The sequence below is a fragment of the Vreelandella gomseomensis genome, from assembly GCF_031451645.1.
Taxonomy (GTDB): Bacteria; Pseudomonadota; Gammaproteobacteria; order Pseudomonadales; family Halomonadaceae; genus Vreelandella; species Vreelandella gomseomensis.
On the sequence record NZ_JARWAI010000011.1, the window covers coordinates 21,302 to 44,507 of the forward strand.

Consider the following 23,206-nt stretch of genomic DNA (forward strand, 5'->3'; position numbering starts at 1 on the left):
TCCAGCCGTAAATTGTCAGCAGCAGCGCCGAGCCAATGGCGGCGCTCAGCGCCACCGCCCATCCTTGAAGCGCGGCGCGATCATGGGTAAGCGATCCAATAACTACATCTAGCCAGTCATCGTTCAGACCGGTAATGTCTCTTTCCACTCCCAGGGCAGCAGCGTGTTCAGTTCGTCATCGTTGTTGAGGGTGGGCAGTGTTTCGAATACGTACTGCAGGTACTCGTAGGGCGAGAGGCCATTGGCCTTGGCGGTTTCGATCAGGCTGTAGATCGCCGCGCTGGCCTGTGCACCGCTTGGGGTGTGGCTGAACAACCAGTTTTTTCGGCCAACGACGAACGGGCGGATGGCGTTCTCCGCTGGGTTATTGTCCAGCGGGATCAGGCCATCGTCCAGGAATCGGGTCAGCCGGGGCCACTGATGATCCAGGTAGTGAAGGGCTTTCCCCAGTGTGCTTTTGGGCAGCACCTGGGCCAGTGACTTGTCGAGCCAGGTGCGCAGTTGATCGATTAACGGGCGGCTCTTATGGTCACGCAGCGCATGGCGCGCGTTGGGCTCAAGGGCCTTCGCCTGTTTTTCCACGCCGTACAGCTTACGGATCTGGTTGAGCGCCCAGTCCGCCTTGCCGGTTTTGCCTTTGGGCTGCACTTTCTGGGCCTCGACGAAAATGGGCCTTTAATCTGATTATCGTCCAGAGTCACTAACCAGTGTCAAAAAGGCTTTATCAATTGACCCTTCATGACGGCGAGACTACCTCAAGCGGTATATCGATGCCGAATCGCCGTAACATATATCGGAACGTTTCGACGTCGTAAGCCTCACTTTCTGTCACCACCCCTGAATCCGGCCTGTACCCTGTGTCCCTTCGCCTAGCCCAGCAACAATCGATTCAGCGGGATCGAGAAAGCGGCAATTGGGTCGCGCTGCTTCAAAGAAGGGACGCAGCCATGGTAAATGCGTACTCGAAAGGGTCAGCGTGTCGATATCGGGATGCTGCCGGAAGACGTCGTCGAGGCGATGACGATGGCCGGGGGAGCGTAGCGTTCTAGAAAGCGCAGCGTGCGTTGCATGACAGCGAGTAGCTCTTCCCGCCCTTTGCTCCCATAAGGAAAGCTCGCCCGATCCGCGAAATACACAATATCCTGTTTGGGAAGACGCCTGTGTATCTCGGCAACAATGGCATAGCTGCCGATACCTGCATCGAAGACAGCAATAGGTTGGTGCATAGCAGCCCGTATCTTGAATATCAGTGAATGCTTAATGATTCATAAAATTTCTACGTTATGGAACCACTATTTCACATTTCTGTGGACTTTTAAGCTAATCCGAGAACCTTTCGTGTCATCGAATGAAATCCTTGGGCCTGTGGCCTGAATGAACAGAGCAGCGATGCCTGGCGTGTGAATAAGCAACTTTATTGCTATTATTGTTGGAAATCCATCTCGCTGAGGTGTGTCATGCCAGCCCTTGCTCAACCAACGCCGACCCCTGAAGGGGTATTAGCAAAAGCGGTCTTGCGCGCTGCCGAACAGCTGGGGTTGTCGCAGTCTGATCTAGCCGCAGTGTTGGGTGTACACCGCACGACCATTACGCAACTCAAGAAAAGCCTCACCCTTGACCCGAACTCTAAACAGGGCGAGTTAGCCTTGCTGCTCATTCGTGTCGCCCGAGCGTTGTTCACGCTTACCGGCGGCGACCAGGCTTGGATTCAGCATTTCATGCGTACGCCCAACCGTGTGACGGGCGGTATACCGGCTGAGCAAGTGACGCGCCTGGAGGGTTTATTTGCGGTACTGAGATTCGTTGATGGCATGCGGGGTAAGGTGTGAGTGTGTGGGAGGCCTGCGGCGGCACCCGAAATATCGAACCCATCTCCGGCACGTTGTACCGGCTGGTGGAAAGTCAGGAGCAGGTCGCCACGCTCAGCTATGTCGACACGTTAGAAGAGCTAGAGGTGCTTGAAGCCCTGCTTGAAGGCGCTAAACCGCCTTACCCCGAGCAGGAGCAAGACCGGCACTATCTGCTAAAAACACCTTTTCGGTATCCCCCTCTCAAATGGGGGTCACGTTTTGGACGAGTGTTTGAGCCGAGCATTTTCTATGGCGGTAAACGTATCGCCACCACCCTTGCTGAATCTGCCTACTACCGACTGGTTTTCTGGTACTCCATGGAAGGTGAGCCCGTTACCGAATCGCTGCGATCGGAGCACACGCTATTGTCGGTGGACTATGCCGCTCAAAACGGCGTCAGGCTAAATGCTGGCGCCTTTGTCGAGCACATCACCGCGCTGACGCATCCGGTTGATTACGCGCCTTGTCAGCAATTGGGTAGTGCAATGCGCAGAGCGGGGGTGGAGGCCTTTGAGTACGCCTCCGCAAGAGATCGTCAAGGCGGTGCCTGTTTGGGGTTGTTTTCACCTGACGCGTTCGTCCAGCACGCGCCAACCGATATGCAGCCTTGGCTTTGCGTCACAAACGCCGCTCAGGTCTCATTCAAGCGTAAAGACACTCCAGGGGTAACGACCTATTATCTGGATGATTTTCTGCATCAGGGGGTGCTGCCATTCCCCGCTTAGGGCGTTTCTATGATGTGCAGCCAGCCGCCCAGGTCGCCAGCCGCACGGCTTAGCCTACGCCGGCCGCCGCTAACTGCACTGCGCCAAAGACCGCGACGCCGGCGGCAACCGGCCAACCCAGCGAGCGTAGCCGCCACCAGACCAGCAGGGTGACGCCCAACCCGATGGCGGTCGCGATCCACGAAATGGCGCTTGGGTTGACCGGCATGATCGAGACGCCCAGCACCGCTGCAATCATCAGCGGGCCGAGAATGCCGAGCCACTGGGGCATATTGTTGAGGCCGGTGGTGCTGTCCAGGCGGCGCTGCATCCACAGGAAGGGCACCACGCGAATCAGCAGGGTGCCCAGGGCAGACGCCATCACGGCGATCCATAGTCCAGTATTCATGAGCTTCGCCTCTCCGCCTTGAACTTGACCATGTAAAAGCACAGCGCACCGCTGGCGGCGGCCAGGGGAATGGCCACGTTGCTCCAGCCGTAAATTGTCAGCAACAGCGCCGAGCCAATGGCGGCGCTCAACGCCACCGCCCATCGCCTATCCGTGAAGCGCGGCGCGATCATGGTGAGAAACAGGGCGGGCAGAGCAAAGGGCATGACCTCGCCGAGCAGCGGCCAGCGCGCGGTCAGCGTTTCACCCGCCGTGGCCCCCACCACCGTTCCCACTATCCATACCCCCCAGGCGAGCAGGGCGGCGCCGGTGAACCAGCCAAACCGATCGGCTGCCGGTAGTTGGGGAAGCCGGGTGAGCGCCAGGGCAAATACCTGGTCGGTCAAACCGTGCATCAGCCAGGGCCAGTGGCGGCTGCGCGGCAATAACGCCGCCAGGTTCGGGCCGTACACCAGATGGCGGACGTTGATCAGCAGCGTCATGGCGACCACCAGCCAGAGCGGCGACCCCGCGGCCACCATGCCGACGAACAGAAACTGTGAGGCGCCAGCGTATATCAGCGTCGAGATGGCGGCGGCTTCCCAGGTGCTGAACCCTGCCTGGGTGGCGACCACCCCAAACGACAGCGAGACCGGAATATAGCCGCCCAGCAGCGGAATGGCTTCGCGCACGCCGGTCAGCCAGGCTCGTGAGCGATTAGAGGTAGCGGGGGACGTCATGGCGTGGCTCCCGGCGCGGCATACACCACGGTCAACAGCAGCGTCGCCCAGGTCTCTTCGGTGCGATAAAGATGGGGCTGATCGGCGGCAAAGGTCATCGATTCACCCGCCGTCAGTGTCCGGGTGGCGCCTTCCGGCCCGGCTTCCAGCCAGCCGCTCACCACCGTCAGCGACTCAATCGTACCGGGAGTGTGAGGTTCGGCATGGCGCATGGTATGCGGCGCGCAGCGCATCCAGTAGGCATCCACCTGGGGCGTGTCGGTCCCCTGGTCGATCAGCCGCACTTGCACGCCGTCCTCGTCCAGCGGTACCGATATGGGCGCCACCAGGGTGCCAAACGGCACGTTAAGCTGCGCGGCCAGCCGCCAGATAGTGTCAAGCGTGGGGTTGCCGTTGCCTTGTTCGAGGCGTGAAAGATTGGATTTGGCGACGCCTGCGGCGCTGGCCAGTTGCGAAAGCGACCAGCCGCGAGCGACGCGGAGTGCCTGTAAATGCAGACCCAGGGTGCTGAGGGAGAGTGAATCCATGAGAGCCGCCGTGTTGCGTTAAAACGTTCCTTTTATAGAACGTTCTATATAAAGAACAGGCGACTGTCAAACAACTTGTCTACTGCCGCAAACCCACTAACACCGAGATGGCTTCGTAGGGTCGCTGTTTAAGCTAAGGCGGCGTTTTCAGTGGAGACGGGCGCTGCAGCTGGCACGCTCATGACGTCAATGTTGGCATACCCTTGCTCCACCAGCGCCACCACATCTGGGGATGACCCCCAGCGCAGCAGCATGGTGTCGATCACCTGTTCGGCTTCGTCAAAGCGCCCACAGCGGCTAAGCAGCTTGGCCACGGTGTAATCACAGTCGGGGGTATCAAACATGTCGTCCTTGATTTCCTGAATGGCGAGCTGTAACCCGGCTTGGGAAATCTCAATACGCTGTTCATTTTGCATGGCACATCTCCTTGTGAATGCGTGATGGAGCACATCTTTCCAGTATGATCGAAGCATGAATATATTGTACGCAAGCTATACATAAAACACCCTAGAGCAGTCATGGCGACGGCGCGATAACCTATGATATGTGCCAGGGCCGTTGGCGATGTAGAGTTGATGCTGTCGTAAAAACATGAGCCGTTTAAAAATAAATACTTTTCTCACATATAGTTAGATAATGTCTGTGCGGTGGATAACGCTTGTGGAAAAAATGATACTACCGGTTTGAACCCGGAAAATAATTTGTGCAAATCTTTGCAAGACGGAGTCATAGCAACTAAGGTGTATAGTGCACGACAGGGAATCGTCAGGTTCGCCAAGAAGGCAGGCTTACGGACAAGCCAGTGAGACAGGAAGTCGATGACAGGACGTCACGCTGCACGCACCACGGAAAGGTATCCAGGACGGATAGACACGACAGGACGTCGGAGAATCACATCAAGGCCCCCGAGAGGGGGTTTTTTTGTGTCTGGATTTCGCCTCTGGCGTTGCATCGCCTTCGAACCTGAAGCCAGTGTCACATTACCCAAACCGTCACCATGGCACCCCATGGCGACGCCATGACGTTTAGTCCACTGCGACGCCACCCGACACCACCATGTCAAGCCGGTGGGACTTGCCATCCAGCGGCACGCGCACGTCGCCTTGTTGAAGCGCCAGCGCATGCCCGTCAAGCGTTGCACCGGTCGCGGCCTGGGTGGCACTGACCTTGACCACGTACTGGGTGTCGGCAATGTTGAGCGTTGCGCTATAACCCGGCCAGTCGTCGGGCAGGCAGGGGGCGAACACCAGCCAGCTGCCTTCCCGGCGAATACCCAGGATGCCCTCTATCCCGGCGCGGTACATCCAGCCCGCCGAGCCCGTGTACCACGTCCACCCGCCACGCCCTGTGTGAGGCGCCACGGAATAGACATCCGCAGCCACCACATAGGGTTCCACCTTATAGCGGGCTGACGTGTCGGGCGTGAGGGCATGGTTGATCGGGTTGAGCAGCGCAAACAGCTCGTGGGCCTTGCGACCGTCGCCCAGCTTGGCAAAGGCGAAGATCACCCACATCGCCGCGTGGCTATATTGGCCGCCATTTTCGCGCATGCCGGGCGGGTAGCCGCCGATATAGCCAGGGTCTTTCTGGGGTTGGTCGAAAGGCGGCCAGAACAGCAGCGCAAGTTGCTCGTCGTGTCTGATGAGCTCGCGCTCCAGGGAGTGCATGGCCGTGGCTGCTCGCTGAGGGTCGGCTACCCCCGAGAGCACTGCCCACGTCTGGGCGATCGAATCAATCCGGCATGCGTCGCTGTCCTGGCTGCCCAGCCAGCTGCCATCGTCGAAGGTGGCCCGTCGATACCACTGGCCGTCCCAGGCGGTGTTTTCCAGGGCGGTGCGAAGCGCCGCGGCGTGGCGGCGCCATCGCTCGGTGCGCGTAGCCTGGGGATGCGCCTGAGGCGTGGTCGTCGCTGTGGTGGGCGCTGGTTCGCGCTCCTCGGCAAAGGGCAGAAAAAGCTCAAGGGTATGCGCCAGCAGCCAGCCTAGCCACACGCTCTCCCCTTGGCCCGCCTCGCCAACGCGGTTCATGCCGTCGTTCCAGTCGCCACCGCCGATCAGTGGGAGGCCGTGTTCGCCGGTGAGCGTCAGGCTCTGGTCGAGACCCCGGGCACAGTGTTCGAACAGTGAGGCACTTTCCCCTGCCGTCATGGGTTGGAAAAAGTGGTCGTGCTCGCCGGGCGCTAATTCGGCGCCTTCCAGAAAACTCACCGGCACGTCCAGCACGGCGGCGTCCTGGGAGGTGGCGATATAGCGGGCGCAGGCATAGGCCAGCCATACCCGGTCATCGGCAATACGCGTACGCACGCCCTGGCCGGAGTGGGGCAGCCACCAGTGCTGGACATCGCCTTCGACAAACTGACGGGAAGCGGCGCGTAATAAGTGCTCACGAGTCGTTTCGGGGCGAGTGAAGGTCAGCGCCATGCCATCCTGCAGCTGATCGCGGAAGCCATACGCGCCGCTGGCTTGGTAGAACCCGGAGCGCGCGGTGATCCGGCAGGCAATGGTTTGATACATCAGCCAGCCGTTGAGCATGATGTCCATGGCGCGGTCCGGGGTCGTGACCTGGATAGTGTTCAACTGCGTTTGCCAGTGGGCAGTTACCAGCGCAAGTTCGGCATCGATATCGGCCTCGCGGTAGCGGGCGATCAGCGCCTGTGCCTCGGCGGTAGTGCTGCTTTGCCCCATCAGCACCGTGATGTCGATGCTTTCACCCACCGCCAGCGTCACGCTGCGGCTGAGTGCGGCGCAGGGATCCAGCCCCGCGCCGTGGGTGCCGGAAAGCGGGCGGCGACGGCGTAGCCCGGCGGGCGCGGCCAGGCTGCCGCCGTGGCCGATAAATTCGCCGCGATCGGCCGTCCAGCTATCGGGCCGGGCGCCGATATCCAGAAACGCCACCCGGTCGGGAAAGGCGATATTCCACGGGTTCTCGACCAGCAGTGCGCCACTCTCGGGGTCTGGACGAGAGATAAGGAAAGGCGCTGACCCGCTGCGCGAGGTACCCAGCACCCACTCGGCATAGGCGGTCACCGAGAGCTTGCGGGGTCGCCCGGAATGGTTGGTGAGGCGCAGCCGCGACAGCCTGAGGGGGGCCTCCAGCGGCACCAGGTGCAAGAGCGCCATCGCGATGCCGTCCGCCTGATGCTCGAACTGGCTGTAGCCGAAGCCGTGGCGCGCGGTATAGCGACCCAGGTCGCGGACAGGGCGTGCGGTGGCGGTATACAGCGCCAGCGTCTCTTCATCGCGCACATAGAGAGCATCGCCGCTGGGGTCTGCCACAGGGTCATTGGACCACGCTGTCAACTGGTTATCGCGGCTGTTGTCCGCCCATACGTAACCAGCGCCTTCCGCCGATACCTGAAAGCCGAAGCCCGCGTTGGCGATGACGTTGATCCACGGCGCGGGCGTTGTACTGCCCGCTTCAAGGACCGTGACATACTCGCGACCGTCCAGGGCAAAGCCGCCCTGGCCGTTGAAATATTCAAGCGTGGGCAATGCGGGCGGAGGTGTCGTGTCGTTCGCGGTTGTGGGTTGCGGAAGCGCGCCCTTGGCGTCTTTCTGGCTGGTGGCGGGTCGCGCCAACGGCAAGGTCATGGCCAGCTGGTTGGCCATGTTGCCGCGATGGGCCATGAGCGCCATGCAGGCGATCGATTGCAGCTGCATGCGCGCTTCCAGACTCATCAGGTCGGCGCGCAGGGCAACCACCGTGCCGGGCACCTGACCCTTTTTAAACAGCGGCTGGGCCTGGCTGCTGAGTACAGCGGTATCAATGGCTTGTTGCAGGTCCTGAACGTAGGAGGACGCCCGTTCGTTGATGATCACCACGTCCACGGCCAGCCGCTTCATACGCCAGTATTCATGGGCGCGAAGCAGCTGGCGTACCTGGGCAATATCGTCAAGGCTATCGATGCGCATCAGGATGATGGGCAGGTCGCCGGAAATCCCGTGCTGCCAGAGCCGTGACTGCGGGCCGGCGCCGCGCTCGATGGCCTCGGCGGGGGCCCTGAAGCGCGGGTCGGGGTACAGAATCGGCGCTGCCAGGCGCTGAAAATCCGCCGCTTCGTCAGGCTGGATACCCAGATGGCGAAGCTGAACTTGCGCCTGGGTCCAGGCGAGGGTCTTGGCCCGCTCAAAGGCGCTGCGGTCGTGGTGCTTATCGATCAGGTCCATCAGCGCGTCGCGGGAGTCGGCAACCACTGTCCAGTAAGCGATACGGGCGTCTTGGCCGGGGGCCACTCGCAGGCAGTAGCGCAGTGCAAAGACGGGATCCAGAACGCTGCCGACGCTGCCTGAAAGGTGTTCCCCCGCGCCCAGCGCTGCGGCGTTCAGCGTGCTTCGCCCGCGGCCCAGAAAGCGTGCCCGGTCGGTCTCGAACTCGAGCTCGCCGACGGTGACGCCTTCCACCACGGCAAAGTGGGCCGCCCAGACGGGCGGGTCGTCAGGCGAGCGCCGTCGTCTTGTGGCAATCAGCGCGTTACAGGCTTCCAGGTATTCGGTCACCACAAACATTTTGGCAAACGCGGGGTGGGCGTTGTCGGCGTCCGGCGTGGTCAAGACCAGCTCCGAATAGGAGGTGATATCGATATCCCGGGCGCGGCGGCCGTGGTTGGTCAGCGACAGGTGACGCACCTCGCTGTCGTCTTCGCCGGAAACCAGCACCTCCATATGGCTGGTGATGTCGTTGTGGCGATGGGTATAGCGCGCGTAGTCCTCGGCAAAGAGGGCGTGGTGGTGATCGTCTTTGGCGTCGCTGGCGGCCCTTGCGGTCTGCCCCGTGGCGGTCCATACGCCGGGGCGCTGGGTGTCGCGCAGAAAGATGAAACTGCCCAGGTGATCGCGGGTGGCGTCCGGCTGCCAGCGACTGATCGCGATGTTGCGCCAGCGGCTGTAGCCGCCGCCGGTGGCGGTGAGCATGACCGAGTAGCAGCCGTTGGAGAGCAAATGGGTAACGGGCGGGCCGTCGGCCGCAGTGGCTACCCGGCGAATGGTTTGTGCCTCATTGATGCTCTGGCTGGCCGTTGATTTCACCTCTTCGGCACGGGGGTGAAGAATGGCCACGTCCTTGGGCACACGCTCCTGCAGCAGTAATTCACTGGCCTGTATCATCGGCTCGCGGTGGAAGCGGGCACGCATCTGGCCGTGGTGGAGCGTATTGGCAATGGCCACGATGGTCATGCCCTGGTGGTGGGCCATGAAGCTGCGCACAATCACGGTGGTTTCCCCGGCGGGCAGCCGTGAACGAGTAAAATCGAGCGCTTCATAAAAGCCGTAGCGGCCGAGCGCGCCCATTTCCGCCAGGCGCTTGAAGTTGCGGCAGGCGCCGTTGGGGTCAACCATGGCGGCGAGCCCGGTGGCGTAGGGGGCGATGACCAGGTCGGCGGAAAGCCCGCGCTTGAGCCCCAGCCCCGGCACGCCGAAGTTGGAATATTGATAGGTAAATTCCAGGTCGCGGGCGTTATACGCCGACTCGGAAATGCCCCAGGGCGCCGAGAGCTGCGCCGCGTAGGTTTCCTGGCGCTTGACCACCAGCCGGTTGGTTTGCTCGAGCAGGCTGCCCGCCGGGGCGCGCATTACCAGCGACGGCATCAGGTATTCAAACATCGACCCCGACCAGGAGATCAGTGCCGAGCCAAAGGTGATAGGCGTTGCCGCCCGGCCGAGCCTGAACCAGTGGCGGGTCGGTACATCGCCCTTGGCAATCGCAAACAGGCTGGCCAGTCGTGCCTCGGAGGCCAGCAGGTCGTAGCAGCTGGTATCCAGGCAGTTGTCATCCAGCGAGTAGCCGATCGACAGCAGTTGGCGCTCGCTATCGAGCAGAAAGGCGAAGTCCATGCCCAATGCCAGACGCCGTGCGGTATCGGCGAGCTGTTGCAGGCGCGGGGTGAGGTCCTCTGCGGTCGGGGCGTTGCGATCGGCGCGATGCTGGATAACCGCGCTGTTGAGGGCGGCCACCCAAAACAACACCTCCTCGCTGTGTGCCTCGTCGCCGAGGTCGTTGAGATGCGTGCGCGCCAGGCACAAGGCGTCATCCGTCAAGGGGGCGAGCGTCGCCAGGCAGGTCGACGACAGGGCCTCCCCTTTAAGCTGAGCGTCAATCGCGTCAAAGGCCTTGCCAAGTGGGGCGGTGACGGTGGTCGGCAGCGTTGTGGCGTGCTTGAGCGCCTGACGCGCGAGGGCCAGCGTGTCGGCTATCCCCGGGCGAGGATCCGCAAGGCACTGGGCGGCCAGCCAGGATTCGCAGGCATTGGCGATCGTAATCAGGTGGCCCGCCAGGTTGCCGCTATCCACGGTCGAGACGTAACGCGGATCCAGCGGGCGTAGGTCGTGGGTGGCGTACCAGTTGTAGAAGTGCCCCCGGTAGCGCGGCAAGCCAAGCATGACCTCAAGCGTCGATTCGAGTCGCTCCAGTGTCTGTTGGGTACCGATCCAGCCAAAATCCCGCGCGGCCAGCGTAGAGAGCAGGTACAACCCCATGTTGGTTGGCGAGGTGCGCTGGGCGAGGACGGGTTGAGGGTCCTCCTGGAAGTTATCCGGCGGCAGGCGATTATCCGCCGCGGTAACAAAGGTTTCAAAGAAGCGCCAGGTGCGCCGCGCAATCAGGCGTAGCTCGAGCGCTTCCTCCGCTGACACCGTCGACTGGATGACCGCGCTTTTGCGGCTGCTTAGCCATGAGGCCACGGCGGGGGCGGCCAGCCAGAGCAGCGCCATGGGCACGGCAATCGGCCAGGCGTGGCTAGCCGTCCATAGCGTGGCGATGGCCAGCCCCAGCCCCAGCGCCGTGCCGGGGGCCATGCGCTGATAGAAGCCGACTACCGTGAGCGGCGGGCTTTTCATTGATTGGGCGGCGGAGGTCCACTCAAGCAGGCGCCGACGGGTAACCAGCACGCGAAGGAGCGTTTTGGCGATAGCATCCAGCATGCGCCACGCCTGGTCGGGCAGAAAGACCACCTGCAGCAGGCTCTGCGCGCTCCCCAGCTTCAGCTCGTCAAACCAGCGATGATAATGGTGGCGCAGCTGCCGCCGTGCGCGAAACGGGATAACGCTGCTCGCCAGGGAGAGCAGGGTCGGTGCCCCAACGACGGCGAGCAGCAACAGGGTGCTGACGAGGGCCATGCTCAGCGGCAGCTGCCAACTGACGGCCAGACTGGCGAGGACTAATGGCGGTAACACCGAGCGGCGCAGATTGCCGAGCATTTTCATGCGCCCGGTGAGCGGCAACCCTGGTGCCATCAGCCAGGGCAGCAACTGCCAGTCGCCGCGGGTCCAGCGGTGCTGGCGCTTGGCCGCCACGTCGTAACGGGCCGGAAAGTCTTCGATCACTTCGATATCGGAGGCAAGCCCGGCGCGTGCAAAAATACCCTCAAACAGATCGTGACTGAGCAGGCTGTTGTCAGGCACCCGGTTGATCAACGAGGCTTCAAAGGCATCGACCGCATAGATGCCTTTACCGGCGAACGAGCCTTCGCCGACTAGGTCCTGGTAAAGATCCGAAATCGCCGCCGCGTAGGGGTCGATGCCGCCGGGCGCCGAGAACAGCCGCTGATAGATGGAGCCTTCCCCACCGGTGGGTAACGCCGGGGTGACACGCGGCTGCAGGATGGCATAGCCCTCCACCACCCGGCGCTGCGCCTGATCCAGGCGTGGCTGGTTCAGCGGGTGGGCCATCTTGCCGATCAGCTGGCTGGCTGCCCCACGGGGCAACCGGGTGTCGGCATCCAGGGTAATTACATAGTGCACGTCGGTGGGTAGCGGGGGCGGATCGATAAAGGTGGTATCGAGCGCGCCGCGCAACAGCCGGTTTAGCTCCTTGAGCTTGCCCCGCTTGCGTTCCCAGCCCATCCAGGTGTTTTCAGCGGCGTTGAATAAACGGCGCCGATGGAGCAGAAAGAAGCGCTTGTCGCTGCCGGACGCCTGGGGACAATAACGCAGGTTCAACTGCTCGACGGCGGCGTGGGCGGCGGACAGCAGCGCCGCCTCCCCGGGTAGTTCCGCCTGGTCGGCATCAACGCCGTCCAGCAGCAGCGCATAGGCAAGCGCCCCGTCACCGCTGGATAAATGATGCACTTCGAGGCGTTCGATCTGTTCACGCAGGTCATCGTCGCCGGTCATCAGCGTGGGCACGGCCACCAGAGTTCGAAGCCGGGGCGGCACTCCTTTGGAGAGGTCAAGGCCGGGCAGCGGCTGGGCGTCGATGCAGTGAATGATCAGCCGGTTCACGATCTGGGTGGCGACGTCCACAATGGGTAAAAACCCCACCATGCCCAGCAGCATGAGCCAGACCAGCGGCGCCTCCCCGAGCGGCAGCGGGAGCCAGAGCAGTAGACTGCCGGCCAGCGTCATCAGGCTCAGGGTCACCGCCGCCATCATCACGCAATAGCTGCGCATGCCGTGATGAATCAGCGTGCGGCGCAGCCACTGACGTGCGGAGGGTTCGAAGCCAATCTTGTTTTCCAGCGTGGCACGGCCGGAACCGATCAGGAAGTAGCCGGGATCACCCATCCGCGCCGCCTCTATCGGGTAGTCGGCGGTGGCCATGGCCTCGCGGCATAAGTAGAGCGCCGCTTCCGCCACCTCAAGCTCGGTATGCTGCGAGCCCCGGGCAAGCTGCTCGACGGCGCTGCGGTATTGATTGCGGGTGGGAAAGTCGAGCTTTGCAAAGCAACTCTGCTGGCGCAACCGTGTGTCCACCGGGCTGATGCTTTCGAACAGCTCGGCCCAGTCGATGCTGGATACGAAGCGCATGCTGGTGATGATGTTGCGCACGGTCACATTCGCCGCGCCCTGGCGCTGTTGGGCGTGCTGAACCATGTCATCGATGGTTTCACCGCGCCTGCTGAGCTGTTCATCCAGCCAGCCCACCAGCGGGCTGCTGCGCGGATCCAGGCCGCGCAGCCGTTTGGCGAGCTGCGCGGTGAAGGGCTCGGCCAGCGGTCCGGTGTGGAATGTGAAACTGTCGGTCTCGAGATGAAAGGTATGGCGTTCCTGCCCCGTCTGCTTCTCGGCAGGCTTCATCCACCGGGTCGCCAGGGTATCGGCGTCGTCCCGTGCCGTTTGCTCGCTGATCATCTGGTCAGCAAGGCGGCGCAAATTCTCGATCAGCACGATACGTAGCGAGATCGCCAAGGCCCATAGCTCGCCGATGGTCAGCGGCTGAACGCGCTGGTAAGCGGTCATGAAGGTTTGCAGCGTGTTGAGGTCGAGATGGCTGTCGGTGTGCGCCACAAACGCCCAGGCAATGCTGAAAACCCTTGGATAACCGGCAAACGGGCCCTTCGCGAGCTTGGGTAGCTGGCGGTAATAGCCGGGGGGCAGGTCGCCGCGAATCTCGCGAATCTGGGCTTCGATCAGATGGTAGTTGTCGAGCAACCAGGCGGCGGCCGGCACGATATCGCGGCCCTCTGCCAGGGCTTTGGCACTGGCGCGGTAAGCCTTCAGCAGGGTGGCGGCGTTATCGTTGAGTCGGCGCGTCAGCGACACTACCTTGGGAGGCGTGGCGGTCACCTCCTGGGCATGCGCCAGGCTACCGGCGTGCTGTTCAAGCCGCTCTGCGCTGAACAATTCTTCTCTGACGGGCAGCGTCGAATCCCACGGCGCGGCAAACGCATGGTGCGGACGCACAAAACGGACATATTGGTTCACAGATACCATCCCGGTGAAAGTGGGCTCGACAGGCCGCAAAAAACGCTGATGACTTACCGGGACAATGATCCTGCCAGGGGCTTACGTCGGTTCGCTGGCGCACATAGCGTGCGGTTTCAGGCGGTGCCTTGAGCACCGGCCTTATGGCGGCGCAGCGTCCAGTAGCCGCCCCATAGCCGTGTGGCCGTGGTGATCAGGCAAGCAACGGCAAATACCACCGCCAGGGTGGTGAAGTGCGCTGGAAACAGACAGAACAGCATCAGGGCGACAACGGTCTCGGTGCCTTCGGTCAGGCCCTCCAGATAGTAGAACGCCTTGTTGGGAAAGTGGGGACGCTCGATGGCCTGCTGTTTGGCGGCAATGGCAAAGGCCAGAAACGACGTGCCGGTGCCGATAGAGGCAAACAGCAGCAGCGCCGCCGCCAGGGCGTTTTCCGCCGGGTTGGCCAGAGCAAAGCCCAGCACCACCGCGGCGTAAAACACAAAATCGAGGCCGATATCCAGAAAGCCGCCTGCCTCACTCGACCGACCGCTTACCCGTGCCAGCGCGCCGTCCAGGCCGTCACCCAGGCGGTTGAGTACCACGGCCACCAGCGCGAGGCCGTAGTATTCCCAAGCCAGCAGTGGCAGGGCGCTGATGCCGATCAGGAAAGCGATAAAGGTCACCTGGTCGGGCGTGGCACGCCCGGTAAGCCGATGGGCAAGCCGTTCAAGGGGGCGGTGGGTCAGGGGCATGGTCCAGCGGTCTAGCATACGGCGCTCCTTGGGGGGAATGACGATGAAATCAGCAAGCTAACATACCGGCCGAATGGCGATCCGGCCCATGAGGTAATGCTTATGAATTAAACTAAAGTCGTTATACTTTGGTATTAATAGCGAATAAATCACTGGACGCCAGGCGCAGGGGCATGGAAAACGGGGGCCGAAGAAGGCGCGTGCCCTGGCGATTCCAGTTGCTATGGGTGGGTCGTGTGTATTCTTCATAACCTTACACACTTTCGGTGAGCGAAGTACGTCGTATGCTAAGCAATGGAATGATGACGGTGTGGAACCAGCTTTGGGCTTCCCACCAGCAGGCAAAAACCCTGTTACTGTGCGCGTTGCCTACCACGGGCGGTTCGGGAGGCGGTAGTGCGTCTGGCAATAATGGCGCGGGCCCTGAGTCGCGTCCACCGGCGTATACAAAACCGCAAAAAGTAGGGCTACTGCTTGGCCCGCTGCTGTTCGCCTTTGTGGTGCTGTTCTTTCATCCCGCCGACCTGAGTTTTGAAGGCCGCATGGTGCTGGCCACGACGCTATGGGTCGCGGTGTGGTGGATTACCGAGGCGATCCCGATTCCGGCCACGTCGCTGCTGCCCATTGTCTTGCTGCCGATCACCGGGGTGCTGGAAAGCAGTCGGGTGACAGCGGCCTACGGCAACCCGATTATCTTCCTATTCCTGGGCGGCTTCATGATCGCCCTGGCCATGGAGAAATGGGGGCTGCACAAGCGTATTGCGCTGGTGATCATTGGCCTGCTGGGCACCAGTATCAATCGCATCGTGCTTGGCTTCATGGCGGCCACCGGATTTTTGTCGATGTGGGTGTCCAACACGGCCTCGGTGATGATGATGCTGCCGATTGGCACGGCGATTGTGTATCAAGTCACCCAGGAACTGAGCAAAACTGATGGCGACTACAGCGAGGATATCGATAAATTCAGCAAGGCGCTGATTTTCGGTATCGGCTACGGCGGAACCATCGGCGGCCTGGGCACCTTGATCGGCACGCCGCCCAACATCATCCTGGCGGCCACCGTGTCGGAGCTGTTCGGGGTTCAGATTTCCTTTGCCGAATGGATGTTCTTCGCCTTTCCCGTGGTGGTGATTCTGCTCTTTGCGGCCTGGCTGTTGCTGACCAAGGTAGTTTATCGCGTCAGGTTTGCCGATTTGCCTGGGGGCAAGGCGGTGATTGACAAGGAGAAGCAGGCCCTGGGCGCCACGCGCTTTGAAGAAAAAGCCGTGCTGGCCGTGTTCCTGTTCGCCGCCTTTATGTGGATCACGCGCTCGTTTTTATGGGAAGGGCAGTTGCTCAATATTCCCGGCATCAACGACACCATGATTGCCATGGTCGCGGCCATTGCGCTGTTTTTGATTCCCTCCAAACGTCGCGGCGGCTGCTTGCTGGACTGGGAGGTGGCCAAGGATGTGCCCTGGGGCATCCTGCTGCTGTTCGGTGGCGGTCTGGCGATTGCGGCGGGCTTCAGCGCCTCGGGGCTGGCCGAGTGGATCGGCGAGCAGATGAGCGTGCTGGAAGGCGTCAACTTCCTGCTGGTGATTCTGATGGCCAGCGCCATGGTACTGTTCCTGACCGAGATCACCTCGAATACCGCCACGGCGACGATGATTTTGCCGGTGCTGGCGTCGCTGGCGCTGGCGCTCAACGTGCATCCCTTCGTGCTGATGGTGCCCGCGGCCATGGCCGCCAACTGCGCCTTCATGCTGCCGGTGGGTACGCCGCCCAACGCGATTATTTTCGCCACGGGCAAAATCAAGATCGCCGAGATGGTACGCAACGGCTTCGGGCTGAATATCCTGGCGCTGGTGTTGATCGTCGCTGCGGTCTATTTCCTGCTACCGATGATGTGGGGCGTTGATCTGACCAGCTATCCGGAGGCGTTTCGCCGCTAGCTAAAGGATAACTCAAGCCTCAAGCAAAACGCCCCGCTTCGAGCGGGGCGTTTCGGTAGTGAGGTTGGTATGATGCCCCTAGGTTTTTCTGCTGAGTTTGCCATGCGCCTACTACATACTGCTGACTGGCACCTGGGGCGACTGTTTCATAACCTGTCGTTGCTGGATGACCAGCGTTACGTACTCGATCAACTGGTCGATATCATCGACCGGGAGGCCGTCGATGCGGTGTTGATCGCCGGGGATATCTACGACCGCTCGGTGCCCCCTGCTTCAGCAGTGGCACTGCTGGATGACGTACTGACGGCGCTGTGCAGCGAACGCAACCTGCCGGTGGTGATGATTTCCGGCAACCATGACAGCGCCCAGCGGCTAGGCTTTGGCGCGCGCCATTTGCGCCAGGCCGGGCTGCATATCCTGTCGGATTTGCGCGACTGCGACCAGCCGGTGACGCTGTCCGCCAACGGCGTGGAGGTGGATGTCTTCGGCATCCCCTACGCCGATCCGGAGTACGTACGCAGCCAGCTATCGGTGGACGTGCGCGATTTCGACGGCGCCCACCGTTACCTGGTCGAGCGGATCAACGCCCGGCGCCACTCCGCTCGCCCCACGGTGCTGATGAGCCACTGCTTTGTGGATGGTGGCAGCGCCTCGGATTCCGAGCGGCCGCTGACGCTGGGCGGCGCCGAAAGCGTGGCCTGGGAGCCCATGCAGGCCTTCGACTACGTGGCGCTGGGGCATTTGCACGGCCCGCAGTATAGAGGCGGCGAGCATATCCGCTATAGCGGTTCGCTACTCAAGTACAGCTTTTCCGAAGCCCGGCAGCGCAAAGGGGTTACCCTGGTGGATATCGACGCCAGCGGCGTCACCGGGATTGAACACCTTCCGCTGGCCCCCCGCCGCGACGTGCGCGTGCTGGAGGGCGAGCTGGACGCGCTGATCGACCAGGGGCGAACGGATGCCGACGCCGACGACTACCTGCTGGTGCGCTTGACCGACCGCCACGCCATCCTTGACCCCATGGGCAAGCTGCGCGAGGTCTACCCCAACGTACTCCATCTGGAAAAGCCCGGCATGCTGGAAGGGCGTGGCCAACAGACGCTTGACCGCGAGCGGCTTAAGTTCAGCGCGCTGGATATGTTCAGCGACTTCTTTACCCAGACCAGCGGCGAGCCCATGAGCGACGAACAGGCCCAAGCGATCAGCGAACTGATAGGCGAGCTTGGCCGCGACCAGGAGGCCGGACAATGACGCCGCTATGTTTGTCCATGCAGGCTTTTGGCCCCTTTGCCGGGCGCGAAACCGTTGATTTCGCGGCGCTCGGCCAAAGCCCACTGTTCCTGATCAACGGCCCCACCGGGGCGGGTAAAAGCTCGATTCTTGACGCGCTGTGCTTTGCCCTTTATGGCCAGACCACCGGCAATGAGCGCGATGCCAGCCAGATGCGCTGCGATCAGGCGGCGGCAACGCGGCTCACCGAGGTGACGCTGGACTTCCGCCTGCGCGGTGCGGCCTTCCGGGTGCGTCGGGTTCCCCAGCAGGTGCGCCCCAAGGCGCGCGGCGAAGGCACCACCACCCAAAATGCCGAGGCGCAGCTTTGGCGGCTCACCGCCGACGGCGAGCAGGGCGAATGCCTGGTGGCCAAAAGCGTCAGCGATGCCACGACCCAGGTTCAGGGCCTGATAGGCCTCGACGCCAGCCAGTTCCGGCAAGTCATGGTGTTGCCCCAGGGTAAATTCCGCGAGCTACTGCTGGCTGAGTCCAAAGATCGTGAAAAAATCTTTTCCCAGCTGTTCCAAACCCAGATTTTCCAGCGCATTGAAGAGCGCCTGCGCACCCAGGCCAATCAGATCGAACGCGAGGTGAACGACCATCGCCAGCGTGTGAAGGGCATCCTGCAGGCCAGTGACGTGGACAGCGACGCCGCCCTGGAAGACGAACGCCGCACCCTGGCGCCCCAGTGCCAGGCCGCCGAGCAGACGTTTCTGGACGCCAAGGCACGCCGCGAGGCCGCTGAGCAGGCCGAGCGTCAGGGCCAGACGCTTCAGGCGGCGTTCGATCAGCAGGCCACGCTCAACGCCGCCAAACAAGCGCTGCTCGACCGCAAGGACGAGATACAGGCGGCGCAAAAACGGCTGGCCGCCCACGGGCAAACCCAGGCGCTGGCGCCGACGTATCAGCAGTTGCAGGCGGCGCTTAACACGGCCCGGGCGACCCGCGACGAGCGCGCCCAGGCCAAGCAGGCCATGGCCGAGCGGCAAGCGGCGCAGGCCGATGCGCAGCGTGCCCTCGAGGCGGCCAGGCCCGATGCCGAACAGCTGCCCGCCTGGCGCGAGCAGGCGTTCCAGCTGCAGCAGGCCGTCAAGCAGTGCCAGGAGTTGGCCGCGCTCGACGCCCAGCGCCACCGGCTCGCCGACCAGGTGGCGGAGGCCAGCGCCGAGATCGGCCGCCAGCGGCCGGTCACCGAGGCCGCCGAGCAGCATGCCACCGAGCAGGAAATGCGCTGGCACCAGGGCCAGGCTGCGCTGCTCGCCCAGCGGCTGGAAGCCGATGCACCGTGCCCGGTATGCGGTAGCCGCGAGCATCCGGCACCCGCCGTCGCTGAACAGACACCGGTGACCCAAGCCGATGTGAAAAAAGCGCGCGCGGCGTTCGAGCAGGCTCGCCAGACGCTGATCAAGGCCGAGCAGCACCATGCCCGGCTCGCCCAGCAGCTGGCCGACAAGGACGCCCACTGCCAGCGGTTGCGCGAGGCGCTTGGCGAACACGCCTCCCTTGAGGTGCTGGAGGCCGATCAGGCCAAGCTCAGCGCCGCTATCCAGGCGGCCGACAGCGCCTGGCAACTCGCCCAGCAAACGGCGCAGCAAGCGCAAACCGCGCTGGCCCGCGCCGAGACCACGCTTGCGGATGTCAGCCAGCGCGAAGTCCGCGCCGAAAGCGCGCTCGACGAGGCCCGGCAAGCCTGGCAGCAAGCGCTGGCCGATAGCGCCTTTGACGATGAAGCTGCCTTTAACCAGGCCCGGCTTAGCGAAGCCGAACACAAGCAACTGCAAGACACGGTGACGGACTTTCAGCGTGAGCAGGCCAAGCTTGAGGGGCAGCTGGAGGCCAACCAGGCCCGTCTTGAAGGGCAAACGCCGCCGGACCTGCCCGCCCTGGCTGAGCACGTCGCCGACGCCAAGCGCCAGGAGCAGGCCCACCAGCAGACCTATCAGCAGCTGGCGACGCGGGTTGCCCAACTGGATGCCACACGCAAGAAACTCGACGCCGCCCAGGCCGCTCAAGCCGACCTGGAGGCGCAGTATCGCGTGTGGGGAACGCTCAGCGAGGTGGCCAATGGGCGTACCGGGCATCGCATCAGCCTGCAGCGTTTCGTGCTCGGCGTGCTGCTGGACGACGTGCTGATCCAGGCCTCCGAACGGCTGGTGCGCATGAGCCGCGGGCGCTATCAGCTGGTGCGGCGCGAGGATCCTTCCAAAGGCAATAAAGCTTCGGGGCTGGAACTGGATGTCGCCGACACCTACACCGGCAGGAACCGCCCGGTGGCAACGCTGTCCGGCGGCGAATCCTTCATGGCCGCGCTGTCGCTGGCGCTGGGGCTTTCCGACGTGGTTCAGGCCTACGCCGGCGGCATCCAGCTTGATACGCTGTTTATCGACGAAGGCTTCGGCAGCCTGGATCAGGATGCGCTGGAACAGGCGATTGCCATGCTCAGCGAACTGCAGATGGGCGGGCGGATGATCGGGATTATTTCCCACGTCAGCGAACTCAAGGAGCAGATGCCAGTCCGTATAGACGTGCTGGCCAGCCGCCAGGGGAGCACCATCGCGCTCCAGGGCACGCCCTAGCCTAGCGCGGTACTATCCGTTCAATCACCGTGGTCAGATGTTTAACTCAAAGGAGTGGAACCATGAATGCAAGCAAGATTCTCCAGCAGCTCATGCAGCAGTCAGGAGGCAGCCAAAAAGGCAGCGGTGTCGATGTCAAAGGCATGCTCGACGGCCTCTCCAAGCAGTTCGGTGGCGGTAGCCAGGGCGCCAAGGGCGGCGGTTCCGGCGGGGTGGACATGAAAAGCCTGCTGGGTGGCGGTGCCATGGGCATGCTGGTGGGTTCCAAGCGCGGTCGCAAGCTGGGCGGTAAAGCGCTCAAGTATGGCGCCATTGCCGGGGTGGGCGTGCTCGCCTGGAAGGCCTGGCAGAGCTCTCAAGCCAGTAAGAACGCGTCCGGCGAGTCCCAGGCAAGCGCCGAAGGCGAACGCGTCGACGTGCTGGACGGCGAGTATCAGGAGCGCCGCAGCCTGGAGTTGCTGCAAGCGATGATCATGGCCGCCCGGGCCGATGGCCACATTGATGAGCAGGAACAGGCGCTGATCACCGAGCAGATTGACGAACTGGGCGCTGATCAGGACATGCATAACTGGGTCGAGCGGCAGCTAAAGGCACCACTGGACGCCCAGGCACTAGCCAGTGAAGCGGATTCACCCCAGGCGGCGCGGGAAATGTACCTGATCAGCGTTGCCGTGACCGACGAACAAAACCCCATGGAGCGCGCCTGGCTCGATCAGTTGGCAAGCGCCCTTGATCTGTCCAAGGAAATGACCGCCGAGCTCGAGCGCCAGGCGCAGCAGGCGGTTTAATGCTGGAGACGATCAATTTCTGGGTGGCCACCGGCTTCGGGCTGGGACTGGCGCCGGTAGCGCCGGGTACCTTTGGTTCACTGCTGGGTATACCACTGGCTTGGTGGTTGCTGGGCAGGCCAACGAGCCGGCAAGCGGCGGTGGTCGGCGTATTGTTGGTAGCGGCGGTGCCGGTTTGTCACGTCGCCGCCTGGCATTACGCCGGGCTGGATCATGGCAGTATTGTCGCCGATGAATACGTGGCATTTCCGCTGGCGGTCATCGGCCTTGGCGCCGCGCGCCAACCGCTGGTCATGGCGCTGGCATTTGTGGTCTATCGCTTCTTCGATGGACTCAAGCCACCACCGATTCATCTGGCGGAATATGTCAGCGGCGGCGTTGGCATCGTGATAGACGATGTGATCGCCGCGCTGGTGACCTGGGGGATTATCGCCGGTGGCCTGTTTGTCTGGCGGCGCACCCAGCGACGCAGCGTTTGACGCCCATCACCTTTTAAGCACGCGTAAAAACGCCGCAGGCCAGAAGCCTGCGGCGTTTTCGTATCGGCTAGCGCGTCGTGCTCGGAGCTTACTCCTTGACGACAATGACCGACTTGACGTTGACGAATTCGTGCATACCGAAGCCGCCATGCTCTCGGCCGTAACCGGAGTCTTTCACGCCGCCAAATGGCATTTCCGGCGTGGCCACGCCAAAGCCGTTGATGAACACCATGCCGGTATCGAAGTACTGGCTGGCAAGCTCGGTGGCACGCTTCACATCCTTGGAAATGATCCCACCGCCGAGGCCATAACGGCTGTCATTGGCAATGCGCATGGCATCGTCGTCATCCTTGGCGCGAATCAAGGCCGCCACCGGGCCAAACAGCTCGTCATCGTAGGCGGGCTGGCCGGGGGTGACGTTATCCAGCACGGTGACCGGATAGAAGGCGCCTTGGCCGTCGGGCTTCTGGCCGCCGCATAGAATCGTCGCGCCCTGGCGTACGCTTTCTTCCACCTGCTCATGGAGGTCGTCGCGTAAATCGACGCGCGCCATGGGGCCGACATCGGTGCCGTCTTGCGTGGGGTCGCCCACCTGCAGGGCGTTCATCCGCTCGACGAAACGCTCCTTGAAGGCCTCGTAGTTGGCCTCGGTCACCACAAAGCGTTTGGCGGCCACGCAGGTTTGCCCGGTGTTGTAGACACGACCCATCACGCAGGTGTCCACGGCGACGTCCAGGTCGGCGTCGTCGAGTACCAGATAGGCGTCGTTGGAGCCCAGCTCGAGCACGGTCTTTTTCAGGTGCTCGGCGGCCTTGGCGGCGACCTTGCGGCCCGCGCCGTCGCTGCCGGTGAGCGTGACGCCGCGCACCGCCTTATGGGCGATGACCTGATCGGAGACGTCGTGGGAAATCACCAGCGTACGGAAAACGTTTTCCGGCAGGCCCGCCTCGCGGTAGATTTTCTCGAGCAGCAGGCCGCTACCGGTAACGCATTCGGCATGCTTCAGCAGCACGGCATTGCCCGCCATGATGTTGGCGATCGAATAGCGCACGACCTGATAAGCGGGGAAGTTCCACGGCTGAATGCCGTAGATGACGCCCATCGGCGAATAGGTCACGATGCCGCGTTCACCGTTGCTCGGGTTACGTGTCTCATCGGCCAGCGATTCCGGGCCGCGCGCGGCGGTGTAATCGCAGATGCCTACACACAGGTCGACTTCCTGATAGGCCTGCGAGGGCAGCTTGCCCATTTCCTTGACCATGAAGTCGGCAAGTTCTTCCTTGTGCGCCTTGAGCGCCTCGCCGATGGCTTTGACCACCTTGGCACGGTGGTCGAGAGACTTGAGACGCCAATCGAGAAATGCCTGGTGACTGGCCTCAACCACCTGAATCGCCTGGCTTTCATTCATTAGCGCATAGGTTTCGAGCGTTTCGCCGGTGGTGGGGTTTACCGTGGTGATGCTGTTGCTCATAAGATCTCCTATCTTTAGATCAACGCGTTGAATCAATACTTTTTAAAACCGCGTCCAATCAAGCAAGTATTGTCTGAATCAATGCAGAAGTCGGCGCGAGGCGTCCAA

At 62.3% G+C, this 23,206-nt stretch carries 15 protein-coding genes and 1 pseudogene; 7 read left to right on the forward strand and 9 right to left on the reverse strand.

The window, feature by feature from the left end; genetic code table 11:
* Positions 1–123 precede the first annotated feature (123 nt).
* Positions 124–666 (reverse strand): annotated as a pseudogene (gene tnpC, locus QC815_RS14015) (IS66 family transposase); the annotation flags it as partial.
* 305 nt (positions 667–971) lie between these two features.
* Positions 972–1,226, reverse strand: coding sequence for a hypothetical protein (locus tag QC815_RS14020; RefSeq protein ID WP_310540444.1), 255 nt, complete (start codon positions 1,224–1,226; stop codon positions 972–974).
* A 231-nt stretch (positions 1,227–1,457) separates the two neighbouring features.
* Between QC815_RS14020 and QC815_RS14025 the strand changes: the two genes are divergently transcribed.
* Both QC815_RS14025 and QC815_RS14030 read left to right on the forward strand, forming a co-directional pair.
* Complete coding sequence (locus QC815_RS14025; protein WP_230446951.1) at positions 1,458–1,829, forward strand: MbcA/ParS/Xre antitoxin family protein; 372 nt, start codon at positions 1,458–1,460, stop codon at positions 1,827–1,829.
* Positions 1,826–2,575 carry an RES family NAD+ phosphorylase gene (locus QC815_RS14030; RefSeq protein ID WP_310540447.1) on the forward strand — a complete coding sequence of 250 codons (750 nt, stop codon included), beginning with the start codon at positions 1,826–1,828 and terminating at the stop codon, positions 2,573–2,575. The genes QC815_RS14025 and QC815_RS14030 overlap by 4 nt, the downstream gene beginning before the upstream one ends.
* Before the next feature lie 49 nt (positions 2,576–2,624).
* On the opposite strand, the gene QC815_RS14035 is transcribed toward QC815_RS14030, so the two are convergent.
* From QC815_RS14035 to QC815_RS14060, 6 genes are all read right to left on the reverse strand, one after another.
* The gene (locus QC815_RS14035) at positions 2,625–2,963 is read right to left on the reverse strand and encodes an AzlD domain-containing protein (RefSeq protein WP_230446949.1); all 339 of its coding nucleotides are present in this window, start codon (positions 2,961–2,963) and stop codon (positions 2,625–2,627) included.
* Positions 2,960–3,682 carry an AzlC family ABC transporter permease gene (locus QC815_RS14040; protein WP_230446948.1) on the reverse strand — a complete coding sequence of 241 codons (723 nt, stop codon included), beginning with the start codon at positions 3,680–3,682 and terminating at the stop codon, positions 2,960–2,962. The genes QC815_RS14035 and QC815_RS14040 overlap by 4 nt, the downstream gene beginning before the upstream one ends.
* The gene (locus QC815_RS14045; RefSeq protein WP_310540452.1) at positions 3,679–4,209 is read right to left on the reverse strand and encodes a helix-turn-helix domain-containing protein; all 531 of its coding nucleotides are present in this window, start codon (positions 4,207–4,209) and stop codon (positions 3,679–3,681) included. Before QC815_RS14045 ends, QC815_RS14040 begins: the two co-directional genes overlap by 4 nt.
* Positions 4,210–4,337: 128 nt before the next feature.
* Positions 4,338–4,625, reverse strand: a complete 288-nt coding sequence (locus QC815_RS14050; RefSeq protein ID WP_230446946.1) for a hypothetical protein — start codon at positions 4,623–4,625, stop codon at positions 4,338–4,340.
* Positions 4,626–5,234: 609 nt separating this feature from the next.
* Positions 5,235–13,853, reverse strand: a complete 8,619-nt coding sequence (locus QC815_RS14055) for a GH36-type glycosyl hydrolase domain-containing protein (protein WP_310540454.1) — start codon at positions 13,851–13,853, stop codon at positions 5,235–5,237.
* 107 nt (positions 13,854–13,960) lie between these two features.
* Positions 13,961–14,596: a CDP-alcohol phosphatidyltransferase family protein gene (locus QC815_RS14060; protein ID WP_310540456.1), complete on the reverse strand. Its 636-nt coding sequence runs from the start codon at positions 14,594–14,596 to the stop codon at positions 13,961–13,963.
* A 284-nt stretch (positions 14,597–14,880) separates the two neighbouring features.
* Here QC815_RS14060 and QC815_RS14065 point away from each other — a divergent pair, with 284 nt between their 5' ends.
* The 5 genes from QC815_RS14065 to QC815_RS14085 all read left to right on the forward strand — a co-directional run bounded on the left by QC815_RS14065 (position 14,881) and on the right by QC815_RS14085 (position 21,627).
* A complete protein-coding gene (locus QC815_RS14065) occupies positions 14,881–16,512 on the forward strand; it encodes an SLC13 family permease (protein ID WP_310540597.1) in 1,632 nt (543 codons plus the stop codon).
* A gap of 102 nt (positions 16,513–16,614) precedes the next feature.
* Entirely contained in the window at positions 16,615–17,763 is a 1,149-nt protein-coding gene (locus QC815_RS14070) for an exonuclease SbcCD subunit D (RefSeq protein WP_310540598.1), read from the forward strand.
* Positions 17,760–20,360: an SMC family ATPase gene (locus QC815_RS14075; protein ID WP_310540457.1), complete on the forward strand. Its 2,601-nt coding sequence runs from the start codon at positions 17,760–17,762 to the stop codon at positions 20,358–20,360. The genes QC815_RS14070 and QC815_RS14075 overlap by 4 nt, the downstream gene beginning before the upstream one ends.
* 62 nt (positions 20,361–20,422) lie before the next feature.
* A complete protein-coding gene (locus tag QC815_RS14080) occupies positions 20,423–21,148 on the forward strand; it encodes a tellurite resistance TerB family protein (protein ID WP_310540460.1) in 726 nt (241 codons plus the stop codon).
* Complete coding sequence (locus QC815_RS14085; RefSeq protein ID WP_310540461.1) at positions 21,148–21,627, forward strand: phosphatidylglycerophosphatase A family protein; 480 nt, start codon at positions 21,148–21,150, stop codon at positions 21,625–21,627. The genes QC815_RS14080 and QC815_RS14085 overlap by 1 nt, the downstream gene beginning before the upstream one ends.
* A gap of 88 nt (positions 21,628–21,715) precedes the next feature.
* Here the strand turns inward: QC815_RS14085 and QC815_RS14090 are convergent, their stop codons facing one another.
* On the reverse strand, positions 21,716–23,098 hold the full coding sequence (locus QC815_RS14090; RefSeq protein ID WP_310540463.1) for an NAD-dependent succinate-semialdehyde dehydrogenase: 1,383 nt from the start codon (positions 23,096–23,098) through the stop codon (positions 21,716–21,718).
* Positions 23,099–23,206 lie beyond the last annotated feature (108 nt).

Coding starts and splice junctions, on each gene's coding strand:
- QC815_RS14020 (WP_310540444.1), bottom strand. CDS start 1,226: ATGCACCAACCTATTGCTGTCTTCGATGCAGGTATCGGCAGCTATGCC.
- QC815_RS14025 (WP_230446951.1), top strand. CDS start 1,458: ATGCCAGCCCTTGCTCAACCAACGCCGACCCCTGAAGGGGTATTAGCA.
- QC815_RS14035 (WP_230446949.1), bottom strand. CDS start 2,963: ATGAATACTGGACTATGGATCGCCGTGATGGCGTCTGCCCTGGGCACC.
- QC815_RS14040 (WP_230446948.1), bottom strand. CDS start 3,682: ATGACGTCCCCCGCTACCTCTAATCGCTCACGAGCCTGGCTGACCGGC.
- QC815_RS14045 (WP_310540452.1), bottom strand. CDS start 4,209: ATGGATTCACTCTCCCTCAGCACCCTGGGTCTGCATTTACAGGCACTC.
- QC815_RS14050 (WP_230446946.1), bottom strand. CDS start 4,625: ATGCAAAATGAACAGCGTATTGAGATTTCCCAAGCCGGGTTACAGCTC.
- QC815_RS14055 (WP_310540454.1), bottom strand. CDS start 13,853: ATGGTATCTGTGAACCAATATGTCCGTTTTGTGCGTCCGCACCATGCG.
- QC815_RS14060 (WP_310540456.1), bottom strand. CDS start 14,596: ATGCTAGACCGCTGGACCATGCCCCTGACCCACCGCCCCCTTGAACGG.
- QC815_RS14065 (WP_310540597.1), top strand. CDS start 14,881: ATGACGGTGTGGAACCAGCTTTGGGCTTCCCACCAGCAGGCAAAAACC.
- QC815_RS14070 (WP_310540598.1), top strand. CDS start 16,615: ATGCGCCTACTACATACTGCTGACTGGCACCTGGGGCGACTGTTTCAT.
- QC815_RS14075 (WP_310540457.1), top strand. CDS start 17,760: ATGACGCCGCTATGTTTGTCCATGCAGGCTTTTGGCCCCTTTGCCGGG.
- QC815_RS14080 (WP_310540460.1), top strand. CDS start 20,423: ATGAATGCAAGCAAGATTCTCCAGCAGCTCATGCAGCAGTCAGGAGGC.
- QC815_RS14085 (WP_310540461.1), top strand. CDS start 21,148: ATGCTGGAGACGATCAATTTCTGGGTGGCCACCGGCTTCGGGCTGGGA.
- QC815_RS14090 (WP_310540463.1), bottom strand. CDS start 23,098: ATGAGCAACAGCATCACCACGGTAAACCCCACCACCGGCGAAACGCTC.